21 protein-coding genes are annotated in these 22,552 nt (G+C 49.4%); 8 read left to right on the top strand and 13 right to left on the bottom strand.

What is annotated here, in order from left to right; all coding sequences use genetic code 11:
- The 7 genes from alc to F5971_RS06500 form a co-directional block, all read right to left on the bottom strand.
- A complete protein-coding gene (alc, locus tag F5971_RS06530) occupies positions 1-1,002 on the bottom strand; it encodes an allantoicase (protein WP_036507842.1) in 1,002 nt (333 codons plus the stop codon).
- A gap of 16 nt (positions 1,003-1,018) precedes the next feature.
- Positions 1,019-1,861 carry a MurR/RpiR family transcriptional regulator gene (locus tag F5971_RS06525; RefSeq protein ID WP_036507839.1) on the bottom strand — a complete coding sequence of 281 codons (843 nt, stop codon included), beginning with the start codon at positions 1,859-1,861 and terminating at the stop codon, positions 1,019-1,021.
- A gap of 231 nt (positions 1,862-2,092) precedes the next feature.
- The gene (locus F5971_RS06520; protein WP_036507836.1) at positions 2,093-2,821 is read right to left on the bottom strand and encodes an amino acid ABC transporter ATP-binding protein; all 729 of its coding nucleotides are present in this window, start codon (positions 2,819-2,821) and stop codon (positions 2,093-2,095) included.
- The gene (locus tag F5971_RS06515) at positions 2,808-3,458 is read right to left on the bottom strand and encodes an amino acid ABC transporter permease (RefSeq protein WP_193494484.1); all 651 of its coding nucleotides are present in this window, start codon (positions 3,456-3,458) and stop codon (positions 2,808-2,810) included. The genes F5971_RS06520 and F5971_RS06515 overlap by 14 nt, the downstream gene beginning before the upstream one ends.
- On the bottom strand, positions 3,455-4,117 hold the full coding sequence (locus tag F5971_RS06510) for an amino acid ABC transporter permease (RefSeq protein WP_036507830.1): 663 nt from the start codon (positions 4,115-4,117) through the stop codon (positions 3,455-3,457). The genes F5971_RS06515 and F5971_RS06510 overlap by 4 nt, the downstream gene beginning before the upstream one ends.
- Positions 4,118-4,126: 9 nt before the next feature.
- Positions 4,127-4,930 carry a transporter substrate-binding domain-containing protein gene (locus F5971_RS06505; RefSeq protein WP_193494483.1) on the bottom strand — a complete coding sequence of 268 codons (804 nt, stop codon included), beginning with the start codon at positions 4,928-4,930 and terminating at the stop codon, positions 4,127-4,129.
- A gap of 281 nt (positions 4,931-5,211) precedes the next feature.
- A complete protein-coding gene (locus F5971_RS06500) occupies positions 5,212-5,817 on the bottom strand; it encodes a PepSY-associated TM helix domain-containing protein (protein WP_193494482.1) in 606 nt (201 codons plus the stop codon).
- A 105-nt stretch (positions 5,818-5,922) separates the two neighbouring features.
- On the opposite strand from F5971_RS06500, the gene F5971_RS06495 reads away from it, so the two are divergent.
- Positions 5,923-7,770 (top strand): flavodoxin domain-containing protein, encoded by a 1,848-nt coding sequence (locus tag F5971_RS06495; protein WP_193494481.1) that lies wholly within the window; start codon positions 5,923-5,925, stop codon positions 7,768-7,770.
- Here F5971_RS06495 and F5971_RS06490 read toward each other — a convergent pair.
- Both F5971_RS06490 and F5971_RS06485 read right to left on the bottom strand, forming a co-directional pair.
- A complete protein-coding gene (locus F5971_RS06490) occupies positions 7,767-8,360 on the bottom strand; it encodes an IMPACT family protein (RefSeq protein WP_051514119.1) in 594 nt (197 codons plus the stop codon). The genes F5971_RS06495 and F5971_RS06490 overlap by 4 nt on opposite strands.
- A gap of 4 nt (positions 8,361-8,364) precedes the next feature.
- Positions 8,365-9,357 (bottom strand): serine/threonine protein kinase, encoded by a 993-nt coding sequence (locus tag F5971_RS06485; RefSeq protein WP_343042573.1) that lies wholly within the window; start codon positions 9,355-9,357, stop codon positions 8,365-8,367.
- Positions 9,358-9,514: 157 nt separating this feature from the next.
- On the opposite strand from F5971_RS06485, the gene F5971_RS06480 reads away from it, so the two are divergent.
- Positions 9,515-9,706 carry a hypothetical protein gene (locus tag F5971_RS06480; RefSeq protein WP_193494480.1) on the top strand — a complete coding sequence of 64 codons (192 nt, stop codon included), beginning with the start codon at positions 9,515-9,517 and terminating at the stop codon, positions 9,704-9,706.
- A gap of 5 nt (positions 9,707-9,711) precedes the next feature.
- The gene (locus F5971_RS06475) at positions 9,712-10,500 is read left to right on the top strand and encodes a hypothetical protein (RefSeq protein ID WP_051514118.1); all 789 of its coding nucleotides are present in this window, start codon (positions 9,712-9,714) and stop codon (positions 10,498-10,500) included.
- A 185-nt stretch (positions 10,501-10,685) separates the two neighbouring features.
- On the opposite strand, the gene gpt is transcribed toward F5971_RS06475, so the two are convergent.
- On the bottom strand, positions 10,686-11,201 hold the full coding sequence (gene gpt / locus F5971_RS06470; protein ID WP_193494479.1) for a xanthine phosphoribosyltransferase: 516 nt from the start codon (positions 11,199-11,201) through the stop codon (positions 10,686-10,688).
- Positions 11,202-11,441: 240 nt separating this feature from the next.
- Between gpt and F5971_RS06465 the strand changes: the two genes are divergently transcribed.
- Positions 11,442-12,734 (top strand): NCS2 family permease, encoded by a 1,293-nt coding sequence (locus tag F5971_RS06465; RefSeq protein WP_193494478.1) that lies wholly within the window; start codon positions 11,442-11,444, stop codon positions 12,732-12,734.
- Positions 12,735-12,796: 62 nt separating this feature from the next.
- On the opposite strand, the gene F5971_RS06460 is transcribed toward F5971_RS06465, so the two are convergent.
- The 3 genes from F5971_RS06460 to F5971_RS06450 are packed head-to-tail and all read right to left on the bottom strand — an operon-like array spanning position 12,797 to position 17,020.
- The gene (locus F5971_RS06460) at positions 12,797-13,858 is read right to left on the bottom strand and encodes a lipocalin-like domain-containing protein (protein WP_193494477.1); all 1,062 of its coding nucleotides are present in this window, start codon (positions 13,856-13,858) and stop codon (positions 12,797-12,799) included.
- Positions 13,848-16,367, bottom strand: coding sequence for an ABC transporter permease (locus F5971_RS06455; protein WP_193494476.1), 2,520 nt, complete (start codon positions 16,365-16,367; stop codon positions 13,848-13,850). Before F5971_RS06455 ends, F5971_RS06460 begins: the two co-directional genes overlap by 11 nt.
- Positions 16,367-17,020, bottom strand: a complete 654-nt coding sequence (locus tag F5971_RS06450; protein WP_036507813.1) for an ABC transporter ATP-binding protein — start codon at positions 17,018-17,020, stop codon at positions 16,367-16,369. Before F5971_RS06450 ends, F5971_RS06455 begins: the two co-directional genes overlap by 1 nt.
- Positions 17,021-17,401: 381 nt before the next feature.
- Between F5971_RS06450 and xdhA the strand changes: the two genes are divergently transcribed.
- Genes xdhA through uraD form a run of 4 tightly spaced genes read left to right on the top strand, consistent with a single transcriptional unit; the run spans position 17,402 to position 22,547 of the window.
- Entirely contained in the window at positions 17,402-18,868 is a 1,467-nt protein-coding gene (xdhA, locus tag F5971_RS06445; RefSeq protein ID WP_036507811.1) for a xanthine dehydrogenase small subunit, read from the top strand.
- Positions 18,861-21,206, top strand: a complete 2,346-nt coding sequence (gene xdhB / locus F5971_RS06440; RefSeq protein WP_036507808.1) for a xanthine dehydrogenase molybdopterin binding subunit — start codon at positions 18,861-18,863, stop codon at positions 21,204-21,206. Before xdhA ends, xdhB begins: the two co-directional genes overlap by 8 nt.
- Positions 21,203-22,054 carry a xanthine dehydrogenase accessory protein XdhC gene (gene xdhC / locus F5971_RS06435; protein ID WP_193494475.1) on the top strand — a complete coding sequence of 284 codons (852 nt, stop codon included), beginning with the start codon at positions 21,203-21,205 and terminating at the stop codon, positions 22,052-22,054. Before xdhB ends, xdhC begins: the two co-directional genes overlap by 4 nt.
- Positions 22,041-22,547 carry a 2-oxo-4-hydroxy-4-carboxy-5-ureidoimidazoline decarboxylase gene (uraD, locus tag F5971_RS06430; protein WP_193494474.1) on the top strand — a complete coding sequence of 169 codons (507 nt, stop codon included), beginning with the start codon at positions 22,041-22,043 and terminating at the stop codon, positions 22,545-22,547. Before xdhC ends, uraD begins: the two co-directional genes overlap by 14 nt.
- The last annotated feature ends 5 nt before the right edge of the window (positions 22,548-22,552 follow it).

Raw genomic sequence — 22,552 nt, 5'->3', positions numbered from 1 at the left:
TCAACCTCGATACACACGTCCGAGGATGCGCAAACGACTCACGCCACCGTCCGGGAAAATATTAAGACGCAAATGGGTAATGGGGCCTAAGTCGTTCAGCTCAAGACTGAACTCATGCTCTTGGTGCATTTGCAGTTTTTGAGAAGGCAAAAGCTCTTTCCAGTACAGGCTTTGGGTCTCGATTTGGCTTTCCGTTCCACCTTTGACATACGCCGCCTGGATTGAGCAACTGTCTGGGTAGTTGCCTTTAAAATGCAGCGTATCCACGATGATTTTTTCAACCACACCGGGATGGCCCAAGGACAGAATCGCCCAGTCATAACCAGGCGTGCGACGGCGTGCGGTTTCCCAGCCATCACCCATGTTAACGCCCCGCCCCGGATTAATCAGATTGCTGATGGTGCCGTAATGTTCATCCGAACAGGCAAGCGCACGCCCACCATTTAAAGCGGCCGCTAAGTCAATCTGCTCATCATCAGCAACGTCGGACCAGTCTCGGTAAGGCATACCGTACACACGCAAGCGCGCAACACCACCATCTGGATAAATGTTAAAACGCAGGTGCGTCCAAGGTTGATCCTGATGGGAGGTGTCATGAAAATGATGACTGTTCCCTTGCAGATCCACGGCAGGCAGAATCGGTGTCCAATGCGTTTGCGCAGTGGGGTCACCATCGGCACAAAAACAGGCTTCGAGCGAGGCCGAAGGCGGATAGTTACCGGTAAAATACGAAGTATCAATATCCACCCCGCGAATAAAGCCCGGTACTCCTAAGCGAATAATCGCATGGTCATAGCCTTCAAAGCGTTTACGACGACTTTCCCAACCGTCCATCCATTTACCATTGTCGTCAAACACCCCTTCTTTCCATACCGGTGGCTCGGGTTGTAGCATTCGGTTTACATCGGCGAACCAATCATCGGTAACAAAGATAGCTTGAGTTCCCAAACGGGCATCGGCTAGGTTAATCGTGCGCTTATAAGGATTGCTTGTGGTCTGCATACATCTATCTCGAAAATTAGTTCAGGGTTAAATCCAGTTCTTGAAGGCTGTCATAGAGGCGGTTAATTTCCTCAATCCGCTGACGACCATGGCGCAATTGTTGGTGCAACAAAGCGTTGGTGATAAAGCTCACAAGGCTCATGGGCAAGGCATAGCTGTCAAAAGCAGACACACTATCCAGTGGTATTTCTAGACACCAGGTCGCCTGTGAGTGGTCCAACCCGCTTTGTGTTTCCGTGATCAGCAGGACCGGAATGGCCAAGCTTTTTAAACGGTTGAGCAGCATTGGAAATTGCGCGGGACGGCGATGAAATCCAATCAAGATAATCAGATCCTGATCGGTTAGATCGGCTAAATCCTCTGCTAAGGTTTGTCCAGCTTGTGGCAGTAGTTGAATATCGGGTCGCACTTGAATCAGCTGTTGTCGCCAGTGCATGGCGACTGGGTAACTGTTGCGAAAACCAATTAACACTACTCGCCGGGCTTGCTCGAATTTGCTCAGTATGGCATCCAGCGGCCAAAGTTTGGCTTGCTGGTTTAACCGCGACAGATTTTTCGACTCAAGGCGAAAATGCCGATCAAGCAAGGTGGTGCCAGACTCAGAAGCTCCGCTTGGTAAGGGCACGCCAGATTGACGCAGCACCCGGACTTCATCGCGCATCGCTTTAAAACTATCGTATCCCAAGCGCCGGAATAGACGGCTCACTGTTGCTTTAGACGTTTGACAGGCCTCACTCAGCTCCACCGAGTTATAGGTGGCCAAATCATCTAAATGATCCAGAATAAAGCTGGCCACTCGTCGCTCACTGGGTGACAAGTCTTCATACTCTTTGCGAATCACATCGGTAATTTGGCGCACAACACACATCCTTTGGAGTTAAAATCGTATTAAAACTTTAGTTGCAAAAATAAACAAAACTGTAACAAACGTTACATTAGAAAGCCATAATTTGTCAACACGACGACCCTGTCCTGATTGCCTATTTAAGGCACATATGCACACCCAGCGCCCACTTTGTATAAGCCTGAGCCAGTGGTCATGCATTGCTCAGATGACATGACCAGACCGGCATGGCCAAGGGGTGTCTGGTTAAAGCACAGCGTTAATAAAGCTTCTTAATTCGGGCGTGCTTGGATTGGCAAACACCTCAGCAGAGGGGCCGGTTTCCCACACTTTTCCTTGGTGCATAAACACCACCCGATCACCGACATCTCGCGCAAAATTCATTTCATGCGTGACCAGTACGAGCGTCATCCCTTCGGCTGCCAGTTCCTCCAGTACTTTAAGCACTTCCCCTACCAGCTCTGGGTCCAACGCCGAGGTAATTTCATCGCACAACAGAACTTTCGGTGACATGGCCAAGGCCCTTGCAATCGCAACGCGCTGTTGTTGCCCCCCGGATAGCTTGTCTGGGTATTGGTCAAACTTCTCGGCCAAGCCCACTTTTGTTAGCTTATCCAGTGCCATTTTGCGTGCGTCTTCGGCTGACTGTTTGAGCACCAGTTTTGGCGCCAGCATCACGTTCTCGCCAACGGTTAAGTGTGGAAAAAGATTGAAGCTTTGAAACACCATGCCGACACTTCGTGCCAACGCACGCACCTGACGCTCATCACTGCTGACCTCTTTGTTGTCAAGAATGATGGCTCCCTCTTGGTAGGCTTCTAATCCGTTCATACAACGCAACAGTGTACTTTTACCCGAACCACTGCGTCCGATAATCGAAACCACTTCACCCGCTTGAATCTTTAAGTCAACGCCTTTAAGGACATGCAAGTCACCGTAGTATTTATGGACTTTATCAATATTAACGAGCGCCATTGAATTTTTTCTCCAAACGTTGACTGACCAAAGATAGGGGGTAGCAGAGTAAGAAATAAATAAGCGCTACCATGGCAAAGATTTTAAACGGCTCAAACGTCGCGTTATTCAACATCGTTCCGGCCTTGGTCAACTCAACAAAGCCAATGATTGATGCTAATGCAGTGCCTTTAATCACTTGCACTGAAAAGCCAACCGTCGGTGCCAAGGCCACTCGAATCGCTTGAGGCAAAATAATGTTTTTGAGCGTTTGCGTGAAGCTCAAGCCTAAGCAACGTGATGCCTCCCACTGCCCCTTAGGCAACGTATCGATACACCCCCTCCAGATTTCAGTTAAGAAGGCGCTGGTAAAGAGCGTGAGGGCAATGGCAGCTGCCGCCCAAGCGGAGATATCAAACCCCATCAGAGACAAGCCAAAAAACACCAAGAAAAGTTGCATCAACAGAGGCGTCCCCTGAAACACCTCAACGTATAAGCGCACAAACCAATGTAAGGCTCGACGGCGCGTCAATCGCATGGCTGTCAACAGCAAGCCAACCAAACCGCCACCAATAAAGGCCGTGAGTGAGAGCAAAACCGTCCAGCGTGCCGCTAAGAGTAAGTTGCGCAGCAAATCCCAATTACTAAATTCAATCATGAGGATCTCCTGTGACGAAACAAATACCGTCCCAACGCATCAAACGCCTGACGCATGAGAATCGCAAGCACCAGATACATGGCAGCCACCACTAAGTACACTTCAAAGCTTCGGAAGTTGCGGGACTGAATTAAGTTGGCTGCATAGGTCAAATCCATCACCGAAATCTGTGACACCACCGCCGATCCCAGCATCACGATAATGCATTGACTGGTCAGCGCTGGGTAAATCTTTTCAAACGCAGGAATCAACACCACACGAAAGAAGGCTTGCTGTGGGCTTAAACCCAATACTTTTGCCGCTTCAACTTGTCCCTTGGGTGTTGCGGCCAGGCCCGCTCGAATAATTTCGGTGGAATAGGCACCAAGATTAATCAGCATTGCAATTAACCCCGCTTCCCATGCTGACAGCTTGATTCCCAGTGCAGGTAAGCCAAAGAAAATAAAAAACAACTGTACAATAAAGGGGGTATTGCGGATGAGTTCGACGTACATACCAATCATCCCCCGTAATAGATTGCCACCGTAGTGCCGACCCGCCGCCCCGGCGGTGCCTATTGCCACACCGCCCAGTGTGGCATAGACCGTCAGCTCAACGGTGACCCATAAACCCTTCAAGAGTTGATCTGTATAGGGCAATAGGTCACTGAAATTGAGCATTATTCTACCTCAGCTACCAAAACCTTCAGGCAGAGGTGCCTTCAGCCACGTTTCAGAGATTTGATTTAACGTGCCGTCTTCAAAGGCTTTTGCAATGATCTCATTCACCTTGGCTTGCAGCTCAGCTTCACCTTTTTTCAGACCGATATAGCAAGGTGAGTCACGCAGCATAAACTTAGGCACAGGCGCTTGGTTTGGACGGCGCTCTGCAATTTCAGTCGCAACAAGGTTACCCGTTGCGATCAACTGCACTTGGCCAGACAAGTAAGCCGACAGGGTTGTGTTGTTGTCTTCAAAGCGTTGCAGCGTCGCGCTGGCTGGAATCACTTTTTCTAACTCCATGTCTTCAACAGCACCACGGGTCACACCCACAGTTTTACCTGCCAGATCCTCGGGGTTGCTGACGGCAATGTCCGCGTTTCCGAACACACCCAAGAAGAACGGAGCATAGGCATGACTGAAATCAATCGCGCGCTCACGCTCTTCATTCTTACCCAAGCTGGAAATGACGAGGTCAGCACGACCTGTTTGTAAATAGGGGATACGGTTGGCGCTGGTGACGGTAATCAATTCAACAGACACACCCATTTGTTCCGCAATGTAGTTCGCCATATCGATGTCGTAGCCACGTGGCTTCAGATCAGTTCCCACCGATCCAAAGGGTGGAAAGTCTTGCGGCACCGCTACTCTTAATACACCCCGCTCTTCTATTTCAGCCAACAGGTTAGCTTGAGCCCCTAGTGATAGGGTTACGCCAACAGCTGCTACCGTTGCAAGCAGTCCTCGTTTTACGTTTTTTAATACTTGTTGCATTTCACTCACCCTTTAAGTTGTAACTTTTGATTCACTCAAAGATATATTTGCAACAAAAGTGCCAGAATGACTAAAGTCTAAGCCACTTTTTATTAAAGCTTATAAAAACAATTAATTAGCTAGTCAGAGGGCTGATTTCGTTAAATCACACCCACTGGGTAAAACCTTGGCATGACGTTGATGAGATGCAAAAGAGAACCGAGACGGTGCACGGATGGCCAAAAACGTGCAGAGGAAATACACAGGCCTTCAACGGGATCTGGTGAAGGCCCGTTCGATACTTAATGCATCAAATAGAGGGATAAGAAAAACACCACCGAGCCTAAGGTAATCCAGGCACTGCTGGTAAGACGTTGCACTTTATTAATGAGCACTAACCACAAGCCTGTTAAACAAAACACCAGCATAAATATCGCGGACAGGTCCGACAATAAACGCCAAAAATCACTGACACTTTTTCCGCGGTGCACGTTATTGAGCATAACAAGCAAGGGCAAGGACAGTGTAAACACTTCGACAACGCCTTCATCTGGAAAGACTTCAATCGACTGATTGCCATGAGGGCTGTCGAGCGCAATCGCGAGAAGGGGCTCATCTTCGTCCCATTCAAACTCCATTTTGATGCCACGCACGTTGTGCTCCCGATCCAACCAGTTCAGCACCTGCAGCGCATACAGCGATGGACTGTCTTGCCAATCCATCTCAACTAAGGTGTCAGGTAAGTCAAACGATTGTTCATACTGCTTGGTTTGCCCTAAATTCCAATCGGTATGGTTTAGGAAAAAACCCGTCACTGCAAAAAATATCATCGACAAGAGAACAGGCACGGCGCTGTAAATATGCAACCATCGCACCCAGCGATTCACCACTAGCATCTTCGTATTCATTCATTCCACATCGAAAAGAAAGGTAAAGTTGCCGTATGATAATCGCACTCAAACTAAATTAACAATATAATACGAATCATTATCAGTATTTGAGTTGGGTGTTTTGTGGAAAAGTTTGCAACCCTAGTGGCCAATCGAGTCGCGATGCTTGTTGCCGCACTAAGCGGCGTTTGTCTATTCCTTCACCTTTTTGTTGGGGTTCTTTTTCATGAAGAGCGCATTCATTTAGCGCTTTCAGCCACTGATACCTTTGCGACCGCATCGCCTTTTGGCCAATATGCGTTTCATCTGGACGATTCGTTCGCCACAATTTGGCAAGGACAGCAAGTCACCCATCTTTTTAACCAACCCGAAGTGCTCACCTTGCACGCACTCATCGCCAGTGTCTGGCTGGGAGTGGCGTTGCTTTTGCTGAGTGCGGGTGTGTTGTTGCTGAATCACCGCAAACGTTTTAAGAAACACCTCGCGTTCATTGCCGCCAGCGTTACGTTACTTTTATGCTGTGACCTTCCCTTCTTTTTATCCAAAGGCATGGAAAGTCCTGTACTAGATATGTTGTTAATGCTGGGTCTTTTAGCCGCGGCGCTGGTTTTAAAAGGCCAGCTCAACGTAAGCATACAAACAAAAGGATTGGGCTTGTTGGCCTATGCCAGTCAGACAGGCAGTGCTCTGCAATTGGCCAAACAGTTGCAAGCTTCCACTCCGTCTGGATGGGATCTTCGCTGCCTATCGCAACTGACACCGCAGTGCCTCAACCAGTATCAACAGGTGCATTTTATTGTGAGCACTCAGGGAGATGGTCAAGCACCGGATACGGCCATCCCCTTTATTAAAGCACTGGAAAAGACCCCAGAGGTGTCAGGCTCTCCGTTTAGCCTTCTGGCATTAGGTGATCGCCATTACCCAAAATTTTGTGCCTTTGGTCACCACTTGGCTGACCGCTTACAAGTCAAGGGGTTACAAAAGCTGATGCCCATTACCGAAGTCGACAAAATGGACATGAACGCCATCAATACATGGTGGGCCGCCATTTCCAACACCGATGGGCTGACACAAGATGCCATTTCTATCGAGTACGATGAGTTCATGCTGACGGACAATCAATACTTGAACCCTACACAATCTCACCGCCCCGTTCATTGGCTGAGCCTATCGCAGCCTGGTTTACGTTACCAAGCCGGTGACTTACTGGCGGTAAAACCCAGCATTGTGCCAAGGCATTTGGCACAACGTATTGCAACCCTCGGCTGGTCTGCGGATCACACGGTCTCCTACCAAGGTCAGCCCTATGCCTTATTCGATTTACTCTTAACGCTGGATTGGACGGATGAGTCTGCACCCTCTCCTCAGCAATTGGTGGATCAACTCAAGCCTCTAACCGAACGTCTCTACTCCATTGCCTCATATGAAGCCGATACCTTGCGTTTATTGGTTCGCCAGCATCAACGTCAAGATGGCAGCATCGGCAATGCGTCCGGCTACCTAACAGAAGCATCCATCGGCACTCGTATTGAAGCAAGCATTCGCCCCCACCCAAGTTTCCATTTAGCGCATGAGGCTCCCCTGATCATGATCGGTGCTGGCACTGGCTTAGCGCCTTTTATTGGCTTTTTGCAACAGCGCAAAGCCCAGGGCTGCATGGCGCCGAACTGGCTGTTTTTTGGCGAGCAATACCAAGCCACAGATGCTTATCTATCCGACGAACTCAGTCGCTTTGAACAAGAGGGCATTCTGACTCACCTGACCTGCGCTTGGTCGCGTGATGATGGCGTGTATATTCAAGATCGCTTGACAGAGTATCAACACGAAGTTCGAAGCTGGGTGAGTGAACAACAGGCTCATATCTATGTGTGTGGAAGTCAAAAGGGCTTTGGCGAAGGGGTATTAGCCTTATTGCATGATTGGTTCGATGAATCGGTATTGGATGCTCAAATCCATTTAGATTTATATTAATCGTGACCACAGATACTCAACTGCCCACGCAGTTGATTGGTGAGGGTATCCACGCACACTTTGAGTGCTTCAACCTCACCGGATATCTGAAAATGGACTTGATGCTGGTATTCCACCGCTAGGGTTAAATTCAGTTGCTGCGCCTGATGACGAACGAGCGACTCATACTCATAGGCAACGCTCAGTTGAATGACGTCTTGGGGGCGCACCTCGTCCAGTTCTGCATCATTCAAAGGGTCGCTAATCGCTTGCGAATAGGCACGCACCAAGCCACCGGCTCCGAGCTTAATGCCACCAAAATAGCGCACCACGGTTGCTAGGACATTGTCCAAACCTTTATGCTGCAAGACATTGAGCATGGGCTTAGCAGCGGTGCCGGAAGGCTCGCCATCATCGGATTGACGCACCTGTCCTTTTACTAACATGGTGTAGCAAATATGCCGCGCTTCTGGGTGCTGCACCCATAACTCAGCCACCCGTTTCAGCCCTTCTTCATGACTGGCAATCGGCTCGATACGACCGATAAAACGCGACTTCTTGATTTCGAACTCGGTTTCCACTGCGCTAGCAAGGGTTTTCGTTGCGCTCATTCGATTACAAAATCCGTAAGACCGGTTCGTTTAAAGCCGATAATTGCTCACGCAGTTGCAAAATATGCTCTCCCCAATAGCGCTCAGTATTAAACCAAGGAAAGTTTAATGGAAAGGCCGGGTCTTCCCAACGTCTGGCCAACCAGGCACTGTAATGCAGCATTCTAAGGGTCCGCAAAGGCTCAATCAAATGAAGCTCACGTGGATCAAACTCTGCAAATTCCTCATACCCCGCCAGCACCTCGGCAAGCTGCAACTCGCGCTGGGTACGCTCACTTTCGCTCAACAGCATCCATAAATCTTGAATCGCGGGAGCCATGCGCGCATCATCAAAGTCGACAAAATGCGCCAAATCGTCACGCCAGAGCAAATTGCCACCATGGCAGTCTCCGTGCACACGCAGGTAGCGAATATCAGGGTAAAGTGCAAACGCCGCTTCGATCCGCTGCATGAGATCTTGCGTCAAACTTCGATAGGCCGGTTCTAATGACGCTGGAATAAACCCAGATAGCAAGCGTTCGATGCTTTGATAGCCAAAACTTTGCATATCGAGGGTTGGACGATGTGTGAAAGGTTTAGCGGCGCCCACCAAATGCATGCGTCCAAGGGTTCGACCGAGCTGATATAAATGATCGGGGTTGTCTAAGTCCGGTGCCCGTCCACCTCTACGCTCGTACAAGGCGATGGAAAAACCTTGATAATGCAAAAGACTTTGACCTTGTACACGCATGGGGGGCACGACTGACAGGTCTTGTGCCACTAACTCATCACAAAAATCATGCTCTTCTTGAATTTGAGCATCCGTCCAACGCCCTGGCCGATAAAACTTGGCAATGATCGGCACGTTTTCGTCGATGCCTATCTGATAGACCCGGTTTTCATACGAATTGAGCGCCAAAACACGACCGTCCGATAGAAAACCCTGTGCTTCAATCGCATCAAGAATAAAGTCTGGCATCAAACGCTCAAACGGGTGAGGCTGGGACAATTGGGTCACATGTGCTCCATAACAGGCCGCGACAGCCCATGAGTCGATCTATATTGGCGATCAGGATAGCCTAAACTAAAAAGACATACACGTCACACTCTTGATATGCTAAGATCAAGTTAGTGTAAGAATAAGCAAGACTAGCGCAACATATGGAGCAAATACCATGGCAACCCAAGCATACACTAGACGCGAACTAGAAAAATTCAGCGAGCTCTATACTGTTAAAGGTGATGGTGTAGCTGAACTAAAGCTTGATAAAGCCGTACACGATGAAAGATTTAAAAGCGCTATTAGAAAGCTTGCAGCCATAAAAATTAAAAATAATAATGAACAGGATGATAACGGAGCAGAGTAAACTAAATGAATGGAAGCATTGCAATACTTGTTGTTGCCACAGCCTCGGCCGGATATATTATTTCAAGCAAATGCGTTAAATATCGATATAAAATTGCACGCCAAAGTGGTCATAGACTTTATTTATCTTCTTTAACTCTTGGAACCTACTCATTATTTTTTGCAATTTTAACTACTTGGTTATTTTTACCAAAAAGCTATAGCGATAACGCACATTTTATTACAGCCATAGTTACAGTATTTAGCGCGTTAACTTATACCGAACTTTACAACCGAAATCCAAATTACAAGTCAATTTTTACAATTCTAAAATCATTTAATAATAATGGATTAAAAAACACCATATCTAAACTAAGCAAAGAGATAAAAGAGGATAAAGAAGATAACATAAGGGGGATTCAAGCACTTTGGAGGGCATGGCAAGATAATGATTTTGAATTAATATGTGCTCACGCACTATTTAATCTTAAACCAGTTGCAGTCACTCTAGACTCTAATAAAGTATATGTTGGTATGGTTGCAGATTCCATTGAGCCCTCAGATGGAGAATCGTATCTATCATTATTACCTTTATACAGTGGCCACAGAGATAAGGACTCTCAAAGTTTCAAACTGGATCGAAAATACACATCTATTATCGATGGTTTATTGAAACAAGACCCCTCTATTTTAAATTCAAAATTAGATTATATAATTGCCATTCCTACCGAACGAATTGTAACCATGCACATATTCAATGAAGATTTATATCAAGAGGTTTCTGGTTCATCAACAACAGATATAGAAAACAACTGATAAGCCTAAACGTCATCGAAATTGCTCGTGACTATTATTGCTATGTCAATGACGTCTTAGAATGAGCGTGTATGGACTCCTCCTCTTTTGCAAGCACTTTGTTTGATAGACCTTACCACTGAAGAAATACAGCAAATATCCCAGCGCTAAACTTCATTAAGCGCTGGGATACTGTCACTAAACGCTCAACTACCCGACTGTCCTTTCGTCCGATCCGCCAGTGGCGTCGAAAAGGTATGTTCCATATCCCATGGAAAACGTATCCAGGTATCTTGGCTGACTTCGGTAATAAAGGTGTCCACCAAGGGCTTTCCTGCTGGCTTGGCATAAATCGTTGCGAAGTGCGCTTTGGGGAGCATTTCACGAACATGGCGCGCGGTTTTACCCGTATCAACCAGATCGTCAATCAAAATCATGCCCTCACCATCGCCTTCAACGCCTTTTAAGACATCCAGCGCGCCTTGTTTTGCGGCTGTACCTGAGTCATCACTTTTTTGATAACTCACCACACAAATGGTGTCGATTAAACGTATGTCCATTTCACGCGCGAGAATCGCCGCGGGCACTAAGCCACCGCGAGTAATCGCGATAATGCCCTTCCACTCGCCCTTATCCAACAAACGCCAAGCCAAGGCTCTCGCATTGCGATGCAGCTCTTCCCAACCCACGGGAAAGTCCATTCGATAGTGATGTTCTGTCATATATAGGTTCCTAATCAGTCGGTTAAGTCGGGTGATGCGTCAATCAAATGCGTAAAATGATAAAATTATACGCAGGATACGTTGTATTATACGCATCATCGTCTAACTTATTAAGTTGACCAGTCGATCAATTTTTTGGCATGAGATTTGCCATTAAGTTCTCAGACACTCGGTCTTTACGACGAGATAATTATGCTGATCATGCCCAGCTGTGGCAGAAAACTCTAAAAGGGAATCCCTATGCTTGAACGACTCTTTCAGCTCCAAGCCCATAATACATCGGTTAAAAACGAGGTATTAGGCGGCATCACCACCTTTTTGACGATGGCGTACATCATTTTTGTTAACCCTTCGATGTTGGCCCAAACCGGCATGGATCAGGGTGCCGTGTTTGTTGCCACTTGTCTTGCAGCCGCGATTGGCTGTTTAATTATGGGGCTTTACGCGAACTATCCGATCGCGCTTGCACCAGGAATGGGCTTAAATGCCTTTTTCACTTACGGTGTGGTGCTGGGCATGGGCTATTCTTGGGAAGTCGCACTCGGCGCGATCTTTCTGTCCGGCGTACTGTTCATCCTGATCAGTGTGTTTCCTATACGCGAGTGGGTGATCAACTCCATTCCCTCCTCACTCAAGCTCGGTATTGCCGCAGGTATCGGTCTATTTTTGGCTATCATTGCGCTGAAAAATGCCGGAATTGTTGTGCAACACCCTGCCACCCTCGTAACACTCGGTGATCTTTCAAGCCCATCCGCGATCTACGGTTTCTTGGGCTTTTTTATCATTGCAGCGCTGGCTTACTTAAAAGTGACAGGTGCCGTGATGATTGGGATTCTGAGTGTTACGATTGTCGCGATGATTTTAGGACACAATGAGTTTGGTGGGTTAATGTCTATGCCACCTTCCATTGCGCCTACCTTCATGGCAATGGATATTGCGGGTGCATTTGAAGTGGGTATGATCAGCGTCATATTCGCCTTTTTGTTTGTCGATCTATTTGATACCTCAGGTACCCTGATCGGTGTGGGTGAGCGCGGCAAGCTCTTGGATAAAGACGGCAAACTCCCCCGCATCAAAAAAGCCTTACTTGCTGACTCAACGGCGACAGTTGTGGGTGCAAGTTTAGGTACATCATCGACCACCAGCTACATTGAAAGTGCATCGGGTGTTGCCGCAGGTGGGCGCACGGGGTTAACAGCGGTTGTAGTGGCGGTGTTGTTTTTGATCAGCTTGTTCTTCGCCCCTTTAGCTGGTTCAATCCCAGCCTATGCCACGGCAGGGGCGTTGCTTTATGTTGCGGTCTTAATGACAGGCAGCCTATCTAAGGTCGATTGGGACGATGTCTCCGAAGCCGCCCCCGTGCTAATTGCAGCATTGACCATGCCGTTAACCTTTTCGATTGCTCACGGTATTGCCTTGGCCTTTGTCAGCTATGCCATCATCAAGCTATTGTCAGGTCAGGGAAAAAGTGTCAGCGTCAGCGTCTATGCCTTAGCCGCCTTTTTCATTATTAAGTTTGTTTTCTTCCCCTAAACACAACCGCATACTCATCAAAACGGCCACTCTATGTGGCCGTTTTTTAGGTAAATCCTCGCTCAGTACCCAGTCATTTCCAAATAGCCCTTGCCCGAATGACTCCCTTCAAAACGAATAGGGCCTTCCCAATAGGCGATACCTGTTGCCATCCAAGCATTCGGATTCAGTGCTTGCGTGCGCAGGTCAATACCGAAATCGTCGACGCTCAGCTGCCATTCAACCGGAAGCCGTCTGCCCGCAACAGAATGTTGACGTAACGGCTGCATTCGAATTTGATTGGGTTGTAAAGGATGCGCCGTGCCATCGGCTGAAATATAGGTGCCGGAAAAGTAGTCTTGGCTTTGACGATGACGAAGACGAAACAACATCAACTTATCCCCCTGATCCAGATGGAGCGAAAACCAATCCCAGCCTTCTTGATCTTCGGCTAAGGGTTGGCTGCTCCACTCTCGGTCAAGCCAAGCCTCACCTGTGACACTCAACGTCTCATCGCCTATTTGGATTGAACCTGAGACCTGCAAAAAAGGTAAGCTCAAATAATACGAGGCTTGGCCTTGCGGAGATTTCACACTAACCCCCTGATTACCCTGCAACACGGGAGGTCCAACCTTGGCTAGCACCAAGTCATAACTAAACTCAGGTGTGTGTGCCGTCAATGTGAACTCACGGGCCTGATCGTCTGCTTGAATTGCCCAATGGTCGATCCACGCCGTGAAGGGGTCCATTGCAACCCCTGCTTGTCCCACACCACCACGTGCATATCGATCCGCCGAGAAATGTTGATTGGCACGTGTGAGCCCAACATGCCCAAGCCAGAGTTGCTGATTCGCCCACCCTTCGCGCTGGGGTGACGGTGAATTGGCCTGACGAAACAAGGTCCATTGAATGCCGAGTGTTTCACCTGACTCACTTTCTAGATTGGCTGTGACATACCACCACTCAATACGAAAATCCGGGTGCTGATTGAGTGCCTCAGGATAGCCAATTTCAGCGTCAGGCTCGACCTGAGCAAACCCTGTTGCATCCGATCCAAGCCCAGCAAAGCCGTGTGTCGAGGGAGCAGGTTCACAGCCCACCAAAGCCCACAAGAGCATCAGTAGGATGCCGACTTTATTGATCATCACGAAAGCCTTTTAACAGCTCACCGGGTGAGCAAAAGTGTAATTTTAAAATGGGAATCAGCGCCGCCAAACCTGCACTCACCAGTGCAGCAAGTGTTAAGTAAAACCATTGATGTGGAAACATCTGCCAAGGAAGTGCCCAACCAAAGGCGCGGATATTGATCACATTCACCAAGCAGTAGCTAATGATTAGCCCCAAGGGGATGGCTAACAAAGCCGTGATCAAGGCAAGCGCTAACAGTCTCAGCAACTCAATCAGCACCAAGTGTCGACGCGAGACACCACAGGCCCAAATCGGCGCAACCTGCGTTAAGCGCATATTCGATAAGGTCAGCAGGCTACTAAAAAGTGCAATGGCCGCAATCGCCAGTACCAACAGGTTTAGAGCCTGAGTCGCGGCAAAGGTGCGCTCAAACAGTTGCAACGAGTAACGCTTGACCGCTTGCTGATCCAAGACTTGTGTCCCCGTAAACCCGAACGTTTCTTTCAGAGCCGATATTAATCCATCTATCTGAGAAGGCTCCACACGCAGTGCAAAACTTCCACGTTCAGCATCAGGCCAGTTGTGATACAGGGTATCCAGCGACATCATCACCTGCCCCTTAGGGTTGCCATAATCACTGAAAATGGCAAGGATGGTAAATTCACGCTGCTGCATCCCCTGCAATGCAATCGAATCGCCTAAATTAAGCGCGAGCTGTCGTGCCAACTGTTCATTGATCATGACCGCAGACTCGCTTTCTATTGCTTGCCATACCTGTGGTGCTTCGCTCAGAAGGGGCCAGTGGTCGACATAGGTGCTATGCACCTGAAAGCCTCGTAACTCAATGGGGACTCCTTCAAGTTGGGTCGCAGCCCTCGCCGATGGAAGAACAGCCGTCACATTTGGAGTGCCTGCCAACCATTGTGTCACTTGCTGAGCTTGCCCTTCACTGTCTGTGCGCACGTAGACTTCGGCAGCAAGACGCTGATCGAGCCATCCGGTGAAGGTGTTACGAAACCCTTCCACCATGCCTCCCACACCAATACTCGTCGACAAGGCAAGCAAGAGTGCCACCAATGCAACGCTTAGGTTCGGAACTTGCAAGCGTGCATCCGCCCAGAGCCACTGAGTGATCATTGATTTAGCCGAACGTTGACAGAGGCTGAGGAGCCTATCCAAGATCACGGGCATCAACAGGGCTGCACTCAAAAACACCAAGGCTAAGAGTAAAAAGCCACTGAGTAAGGACTGACCTAGCCCTGCAGTGAGGACTGCCATCAGGAGAGATACAAGCCCCAATATACTTAGTCCTTTAAGCCGTCGTTGATCATTTAGCGATGGCATTGACTGACCTAAATGAACACCATCCTGTTTGATGAGTTTGATCAAAGGCACGATTGCGGCAATTAAAGTGCCACCCCACGCCATGAACACCCCCTGCTGCCACCATTGCCAAGACAGCTGTAGCTCACTTGATACTTGAGCACCGTACAAGCCAGCAAGACTGGCCGACAGATCAGGCAATAAAAGAGTGGCGATCCAATAGCCAGCCACTAACCCCGGAAGAGCAATCAAGCCACTCAGGAGTAAGAGCTCTAGCAGTAACCACGCCATCAACTCACGCTGACTAACACCGCAACTGAATACAATACGACGCAAGGTTAAACGCTGAGTGAGCGCTAGATGAATGGCCGAGTAAACCATAAGCAATCCCACCAAAAAAGCCAGCAGGCTTAATGCACTTAGATTGAGGTGAAAGCTAGCCGTTAAACGCGAAATATCATGATCACTTTGTGGCCGCACTAGGCGCAGAGTCGACGCTAACGCCTCAGGTAACGCAGAGGGGTTGTCTGCGTCTAGCAGCAGTAAACGCGAGAGCAGCCCCTCCATTCCCAGCCAGTGCTGAGCTAAATAGAGATCGGTGATCAGCTCGTTATGCGCCAACGCCGTGCTGGTATGAATGCTGACCTTTTCACCCTGCGGATTAAAGGGAAATCCATCTGCCTTAGCCTTCGCAAGCAGCGGCCTTAAACCTTCTGCCGTAGCGGGCGACATCCACACCTGCCAAGGAGGCGTTAAAAAGTCGTTTAAAGACAAGTTGTCCGGTAAGCCCGTTGAACCTTGATCAGATCTATTCAGGGATTGTAGGGTCATTGGGTCAATGCCAACAATCTGAATCTTGACATCCTTTTCTGGCAAATCCTCTAGCTTAAATAAAATCTCTAACGACAATACCCCCTCGACCAAGGGCGTCACTGCCCAACCAAGGCGTCGCAAACGAATATACTCGGACTCTTGAATGGGTTGATCACCAGCACTGACGATCTGCGCTTGATTGAGGCTATCGAATCGAGCTGCTGCCTGATCGTAACTCAGTCGCGCCTGCTGATTCAGCGCTTGTACGCCACTCCACAACGCGGTCGCGGCCAGTAATCCTAAAACAAGCGTGCTGAGTTGAACCGGGTGTCGCCACCAGTGACTGAGCAACGCGTGCAATATCCATAAGGAAGGCATCCGAAGGCGCATTACTTGAGTTGTCCTTGGCTTAAGGTCAATGAACGATCCAACCGTGCCGCCAGCAAAGAACTGTGTGTCACCATGAGTAAGCTTGTCCCCGTTTCTTTAACCAGCGCCAGCATGAGCGTGATCACCTGTTCAGCATTGACTTCATCAAGACTGCCAGTGGGCTCGTCGGCCAATAATAGAGGTGCACGCGCCGCCAGCGCACGCCCAATCGCCACGCGTTGCTGCTGTCCCCCCGATAACTGTGCCGGATAGCGTGTCAGGAGTGTCTCTAACCCTAAACTGGCGACAAGATAGGCTAGCCAGGCATCATCGACTCTATTCGCAAGGCGTGCCTGAAAGACCAGATTGTCATAAATGGTCAGACTCGGTATCAAGTTCAACTGCTGAAAAATAATGCCCAACTGATCGCGTCGAAGCTGAGACCTCTGGCGATCATTCATCTGACAAATATCTTGATCTGCAATCAAAATGCGCCCCTTATCGGCCTGCTCAAGGCCTGCAACCATGTGCAGCAGTGTGGATTTACCACACCCAGATTCGCCCATTAAGGCGACACTTTCCCCGGCGTGAAGGTTAAAATGCACATCACTAAACAACTGTAGCGGGCCCTGTGGCGTCTGATGAGACTTCGCTAAGTGCGTCACTTGCAGCATCTATCTTATCCTTAATCGCTGGATTTAAACCCATTTCGAGTTATTACGTTGAACACCATTTACGCCCTTGATTCTTTCGTTTCTCGCTACGCACCGCAAGAGAGATTGGTGCTTAAGTGCACAGAGATCTATCTTTATTCGACACACAGGGCAAAAAATGTGTCCCGCTCATTTCAATTATTTTCGACAGTTTTCGCCAAGCATTCGAAAACTGGCAAGATTAATGCAATACTTGACCAGTCAGACAAGTTTATTTTGATCTATAGTTGTACTGAAGCATCGGCTCTTTTTAGCCATTAAACCAAACATGTCATGCACGCAATAAAATAAACTTAACTATCAATAGGTTAAAAACACCATTCAATTTAAGGATGACTCGGGATGCAATTCATACTAAATCAAGAAGAGTTGACGGTTGAAAATTTTGCACCAGATACGACGCTTTTAGAGTATTTACGCACTCAGTTGATGCACCGTGGTAGCAAAGAAGGCTGTGCATCCGGTGACTGCGGTGCGTGTACCCTCGTCGTCGCTGACCCGAGTCCCGATGGGCTAACCTATCGAACCGTCAACAGCTGCATCACGTATCTTGGTAGCTTAGAGGGTCGACAAGTCATTACGGTTGAAGGCTTGAGCTCCTCAACGGGCGAGCTCCATCCTGTGCAACAAGCGATGGTCGATCATCATGCCTCTCAGTGTGGCTTTTGTACGCCTGGCTTTGTCATGTCGTTATTCAGTCTTTACAAGCAACGTGAACAGCTAACACAGCAAGAACGTCTGACACGAGAAGAGATCAACGAGCATTTAGGCGGCAACCTCTGTCGATGCACGGGCTATCGACCCATTATCGATGCGGCTTTATCCCTCAGCACCCAACCTGACGCCTTCACAGAACAGACTCAATCAATTCGAGAGGCCTTGCTCACCCTGCAAGCGTCCGCTCAAACGAATGTGCCCCAGCCCTCCTTAACAGCATCTTCTGCGTTTTTTCACTCACCCACGCAGTTGAGCGAGTTAATCGAGTGGCTTGAGGCGCATCCCGATGCACGCTTAGTGGCGGGTGGCACTGACCTTGCGCTGGACACCACCCAACAACTTAAGGATATTCCTAAGCTTATCTATACAGGCAAGGTGGCTGAGCTTAAGCGCATTGAGGTGACGGATGAGGCTCTGATTTTAGGCGCAGCAGTGACCTATCAAGAATGCCATGCACAGATGAAAATGCACTTCCCCCCTCTAGCTGCCCTATTTGTGCGTTTAGGTTCACAACAAATTCGCAATCAAGGCACCCTTGGCGGTAACATTGCCAATGCGTCTCCTATAGGCGATACACCCCCTGTACTCTTAGCCCTTGATGCTGAGTTAAGGCTCGTGTCTCCCGAGGGACAGCAAACGCTACCGATTAAGGATTTTTTTACGGGCTACCGACAAACCTGCCTACCCAAAGCTGGCATTCTTGAAAGTATTCGCATCCCCTTACTGGACCCCGCTGACGTTTTTAAAGTTTATAAAATTTCAAAACGCCTTGATGATGATATTTCGGCTGTGTGCTTTGCCTTGCGCATTCGATTAGATGACAAGGGGTGTATCTCGGACGCGCGTTTAGGCTTCGGGGGGATGGCCGCAACACCAGCACGCGCCTTGCATGCTGAGCAGGCCCTGTTAGGTCAAGCCTTTACCCTAGAAGGCATCCAAGCGGCACAGCATGCACTAACACAAGACTTTTCGCCCTTAACCGATGTCAGAGCCAGTGCTCAGTACCGACTGGAGGTGGCCGCCAATTTACTCGCCCGCGCAGTGCACGAATACCAGACAGGCACATCACTGGAGGTTAGCCATTATGCGTAATTTAACCACGTTAGATACAGCATCGGCGTCGATTCCTTCAGGGATAGGTCAAAAAATCCCCCATGAAAGTGCCGAGCGCCACGTCGCAGGCAGTGCCATCTACGTGGACGACATTCGCGAGCCGCAGGGGCTCATCTACGCCGCTGTGATACGTAGCACTGTTGCCAAGGGCAAGATTACCCGTCTGGATTTAACCCCCGTTTTACATGCGCCCGGCGTCGTCACCCTGCTTACATTGGACGATATTCCTGGAATTACGGATATTGGTCCGGTATTTCCAGGTGACCCTATTTTAACCAGCGACATCATTGCCTACGCAGGCCAACCGATTGCTGTGGTCGCAGCCAAGACCGAACGCCAAGCGCGCCAAGCCGCCCGTTTAGCCGTGATCGAGTACGCAAAGGAGCCTCCACAACTTGACGCTGAGGCCGCAGTTGCCGCTGGCGAACTGGTCAGACCCAGCCATCAGATGCAAATAGGGGAAGACATAGATCTCGCCCTAAGCAGCGCTCCGATTCGTCTTGAGGGCAAGATGTATGTTGGTGGACAAGAGCATTTATACCTCGAGGGCCAAGTGTCTATGGCCGTGCCTTGCGAAGAGGGCGGCATGCTCATTTATACATCCAGCCAGCACCCGAGCGAAGTGCAAAAACTGGTCGCAGAGGTCCTGCACATCCCGTTTAACCGTGTGACCGTTGATATGAGACGCATGGGCGGTGGCTTCGGCGGCAAAGAAACACAAGCCGCACCCTGGGCCTGCTTAGCGGCGTTGGTGGCCAACAAGATTCAGAGGCCCGTAAAACTCAGATTGCCCCGTATCGACGATATGGTGATGACCGGCAAACGCCATCCTTTTGTCAATCACTACCGTATAGGCACGGATAATCAAGGCCGCATTTTAGCCGCCGACATCACGGTCATTGGCAATGGCGGGCACTCGCCTGACTTAACCGATGCCATCGTCGATCGAGCCATGTTTCATGCGGACAACGCCTACTTTTTAAGCAATGCCCGCATTCAAGGCCACCGCGCGCGAACCAATACGGTTTCACATACGGCCTTTCGTGGCTTTGGTGGGCCGCAAGGCATGATGATTATTGAACGCGCCATGGATGATATCGCCCGTCACTTAGGCTGTGACCCCTTGGACATACGCAAACGCAACCTTTACCAAGCCGAGCGCGATGTCACGCCTTATCATCAAGACGTGGACTATGCGCCCCTACATCAGATTATCGAGACCTTAGAAGAGAGTAGCCAGTATTGGCTTCGCCGAGCCGCGATCCGTGACTGGAATGCCAAGAGCCCTGTTCTGAAAAAAGGCTTGGCGCTTACGCCTGTTAAGTTTGGTATTTCATTTACCGTGCAGCACTTGAATCAGGCTGGCGCATTGATTCATCTATACACGGATGGCAGTGTTCAGGTAAATCACGGTGGCACCGAGATGGGACAAGGGCTGCATACCAAAGTGTCGCAAATTGTTGCGCAGTGTTTAGGGATCAGCAGCGAGCACATTTTGGTCACAGCTACGCGCACGGACAAAGTGCCCAACACTTCTCCCACGGCGGCCTCCAGTGGCACCGACCTAAACGGCAAAGCTGCCGAACAAGCAGCGCTCATTTTGAAACAACGCCTAGCCGAGTATCTAGCGCAAACACTGTCAATCGATGTTGAGCAACTGCGCTTTGCGGACGACCGCATCTGGTGGACAGACACAGATTCAAAACACTTTGCGGAAGTGGTGCAAGACGCCTATTTGGCGCGAGTGCCCTTATCGGCCACGGGCTACTACAAAACACCGAAGATTTGGTATGACCGCACTCAAGCCAAAGGCCGCCCATTCTTTTACTTTGCCATGGGAGCGGCGGTGTCTGAAGTATTGGTCGACACCTTAACGGGCGAGTACCGTCTGTTGCAAACCGACATCCTTCATGACGTAGGCCAAAGTTTGAACCCTGCAATCGATATTGGACAAATTGAGGGTGGCTTTATTCAAGGCATGGGCTGGTTAACCACCGAAGAGTTGGTGTGGAATCCAGACGGTATACTGCTGAGCAACTCACCCGCGACCTATAAAATTCCGGCCATCAGTGATGCTCCGCCCATTTTCAATGTTGCCCTTTACGAACAACCCAATCCTGAAGCGACCATTTACCATTCCAAAGCTGTGGGTGAACCCCCCTTTATGCTCGCCATTTCGGTCTGGTCAGCCCTGCGAGATGCCATCAGCAGCCTGAGTGATTACCGCATAAGTCCCGATCTCGATACCCCGGCGACGCCTGAGCGTGTGCTTACAGCCATTAATGCGCTTCGCTTTGCGGCTAAGGAGGCTGAATGATTCGTTGGAGCGATGCCTTAGCCGATTATCAACGCGAGGGGCTGCCTCATGTGCTGGTCAGTGTCATCAACACCGAAGGCTCGGTCCCTCGCAATGCTGGTAGCAAGATGATTGTTGCCCCTGAGCACGCGATTGACACCATCGGCGGTGGAAACCTAGAGCAACATGCCATTGAGTTTTCACGCCAACTCTTAGCCGAAGGAAACGCCTGTCAACGCATCGAGAAAATCCCACTGGCCGCCGCCATGGGCCAATGCTGCGGTGGACACGCCACTTTACTCTTTGAATGCTTTGTAAACACCAGCACACAGGTGTGGCTGTTTGGTGCCGGCCACGTGGGCAAAGCGCTGAGTTTGATCCTATCTGAATTGCCCGTTCACCTGCATTGGGTCGATACGCGAGAAGGGTTTTTACCACAACAAAACGAACCCAATCGCACCCCCTATAGAGTACAAGACCCAACGGAGGTCTTTCAGAAAATCCCCAAACAAGCCGTGATCCTCATCATGACGCACTGCCATGCTCAGGATTACGCAATCTGCACGGCGGCACTCGCACAACAGCATGAAGGCTTTATCGGCTTGATTGGCTCCAAAACCAAAGCCGCTCGCTTTCGTCATCGCCTGCAGCGCGCAGGTTTTTCTTCTGAGCAGATACACGGCATCGAATGTCCGATTGGCATAAAAGGGACGGGAGGAAAACGCCCAATGGAAGTTGCGGTATCGATTGCTAGCCGCCTGATCGAGGTCTACAGCGCCCAAGCAAACCCTTTACCCCTCAACATTAATACTGGCGACCTTCATCAATTGACGGATACACTAAACGAGACCACTGATGACACTCAATGAATTTAACCAACTCGATACACTGGCCGCCGCCAACGCACTGCGCCAATGCTGTGTGAGTGAGGCCTGGGTGGTGCGCATGCTAGGTGCACGCCCATTTGAATATGAACACGAACTCTACGCAATTGCCGAGGCCTGCTGGCAAGGACTCGACCGAACCGATTACCTGCAAGCCTTTGAAGGCCATCCAAAAATTGGCGATGTAAGCTCCTTGCGGGCTAAATACGCCAACACCAAAGCCTTGGCAGCGGGCGAACAGGCAGCCGTTTCTGACGCGGATGAGCAAACACTCCTCGCGTTGGCCGAGGGCAATGCCGCCTATGAAGCTCGTTTTGGCTATATTTTCATTGTCTGTGCGACAGGAAAAAGTGCAGAAGAGATGCTGGGCTTACTCAACGCGCGTTTGAACAATGCACCCGATAATGAATTGGCAATTGCGGCGGCAGAGCAAAATAAAATTACTCAGATCCGTTTACAAAAAATGTTATCGACTTAAGCGGC

The sequence above is a fragment of the Nitrincola alkalisediminis genome, assembly GCF_009821115.1.
Taxonomy (GTDB): Bacteria; Pseudomonadota; Gammaproteobacteria; order Pseudomonadales; family Balneatricaceae; genus Nitrincola; species Nitrincola alkalisediminis.
This window is presented reverse-complemented; position numbering and strand designations above follow the sequence as displayed.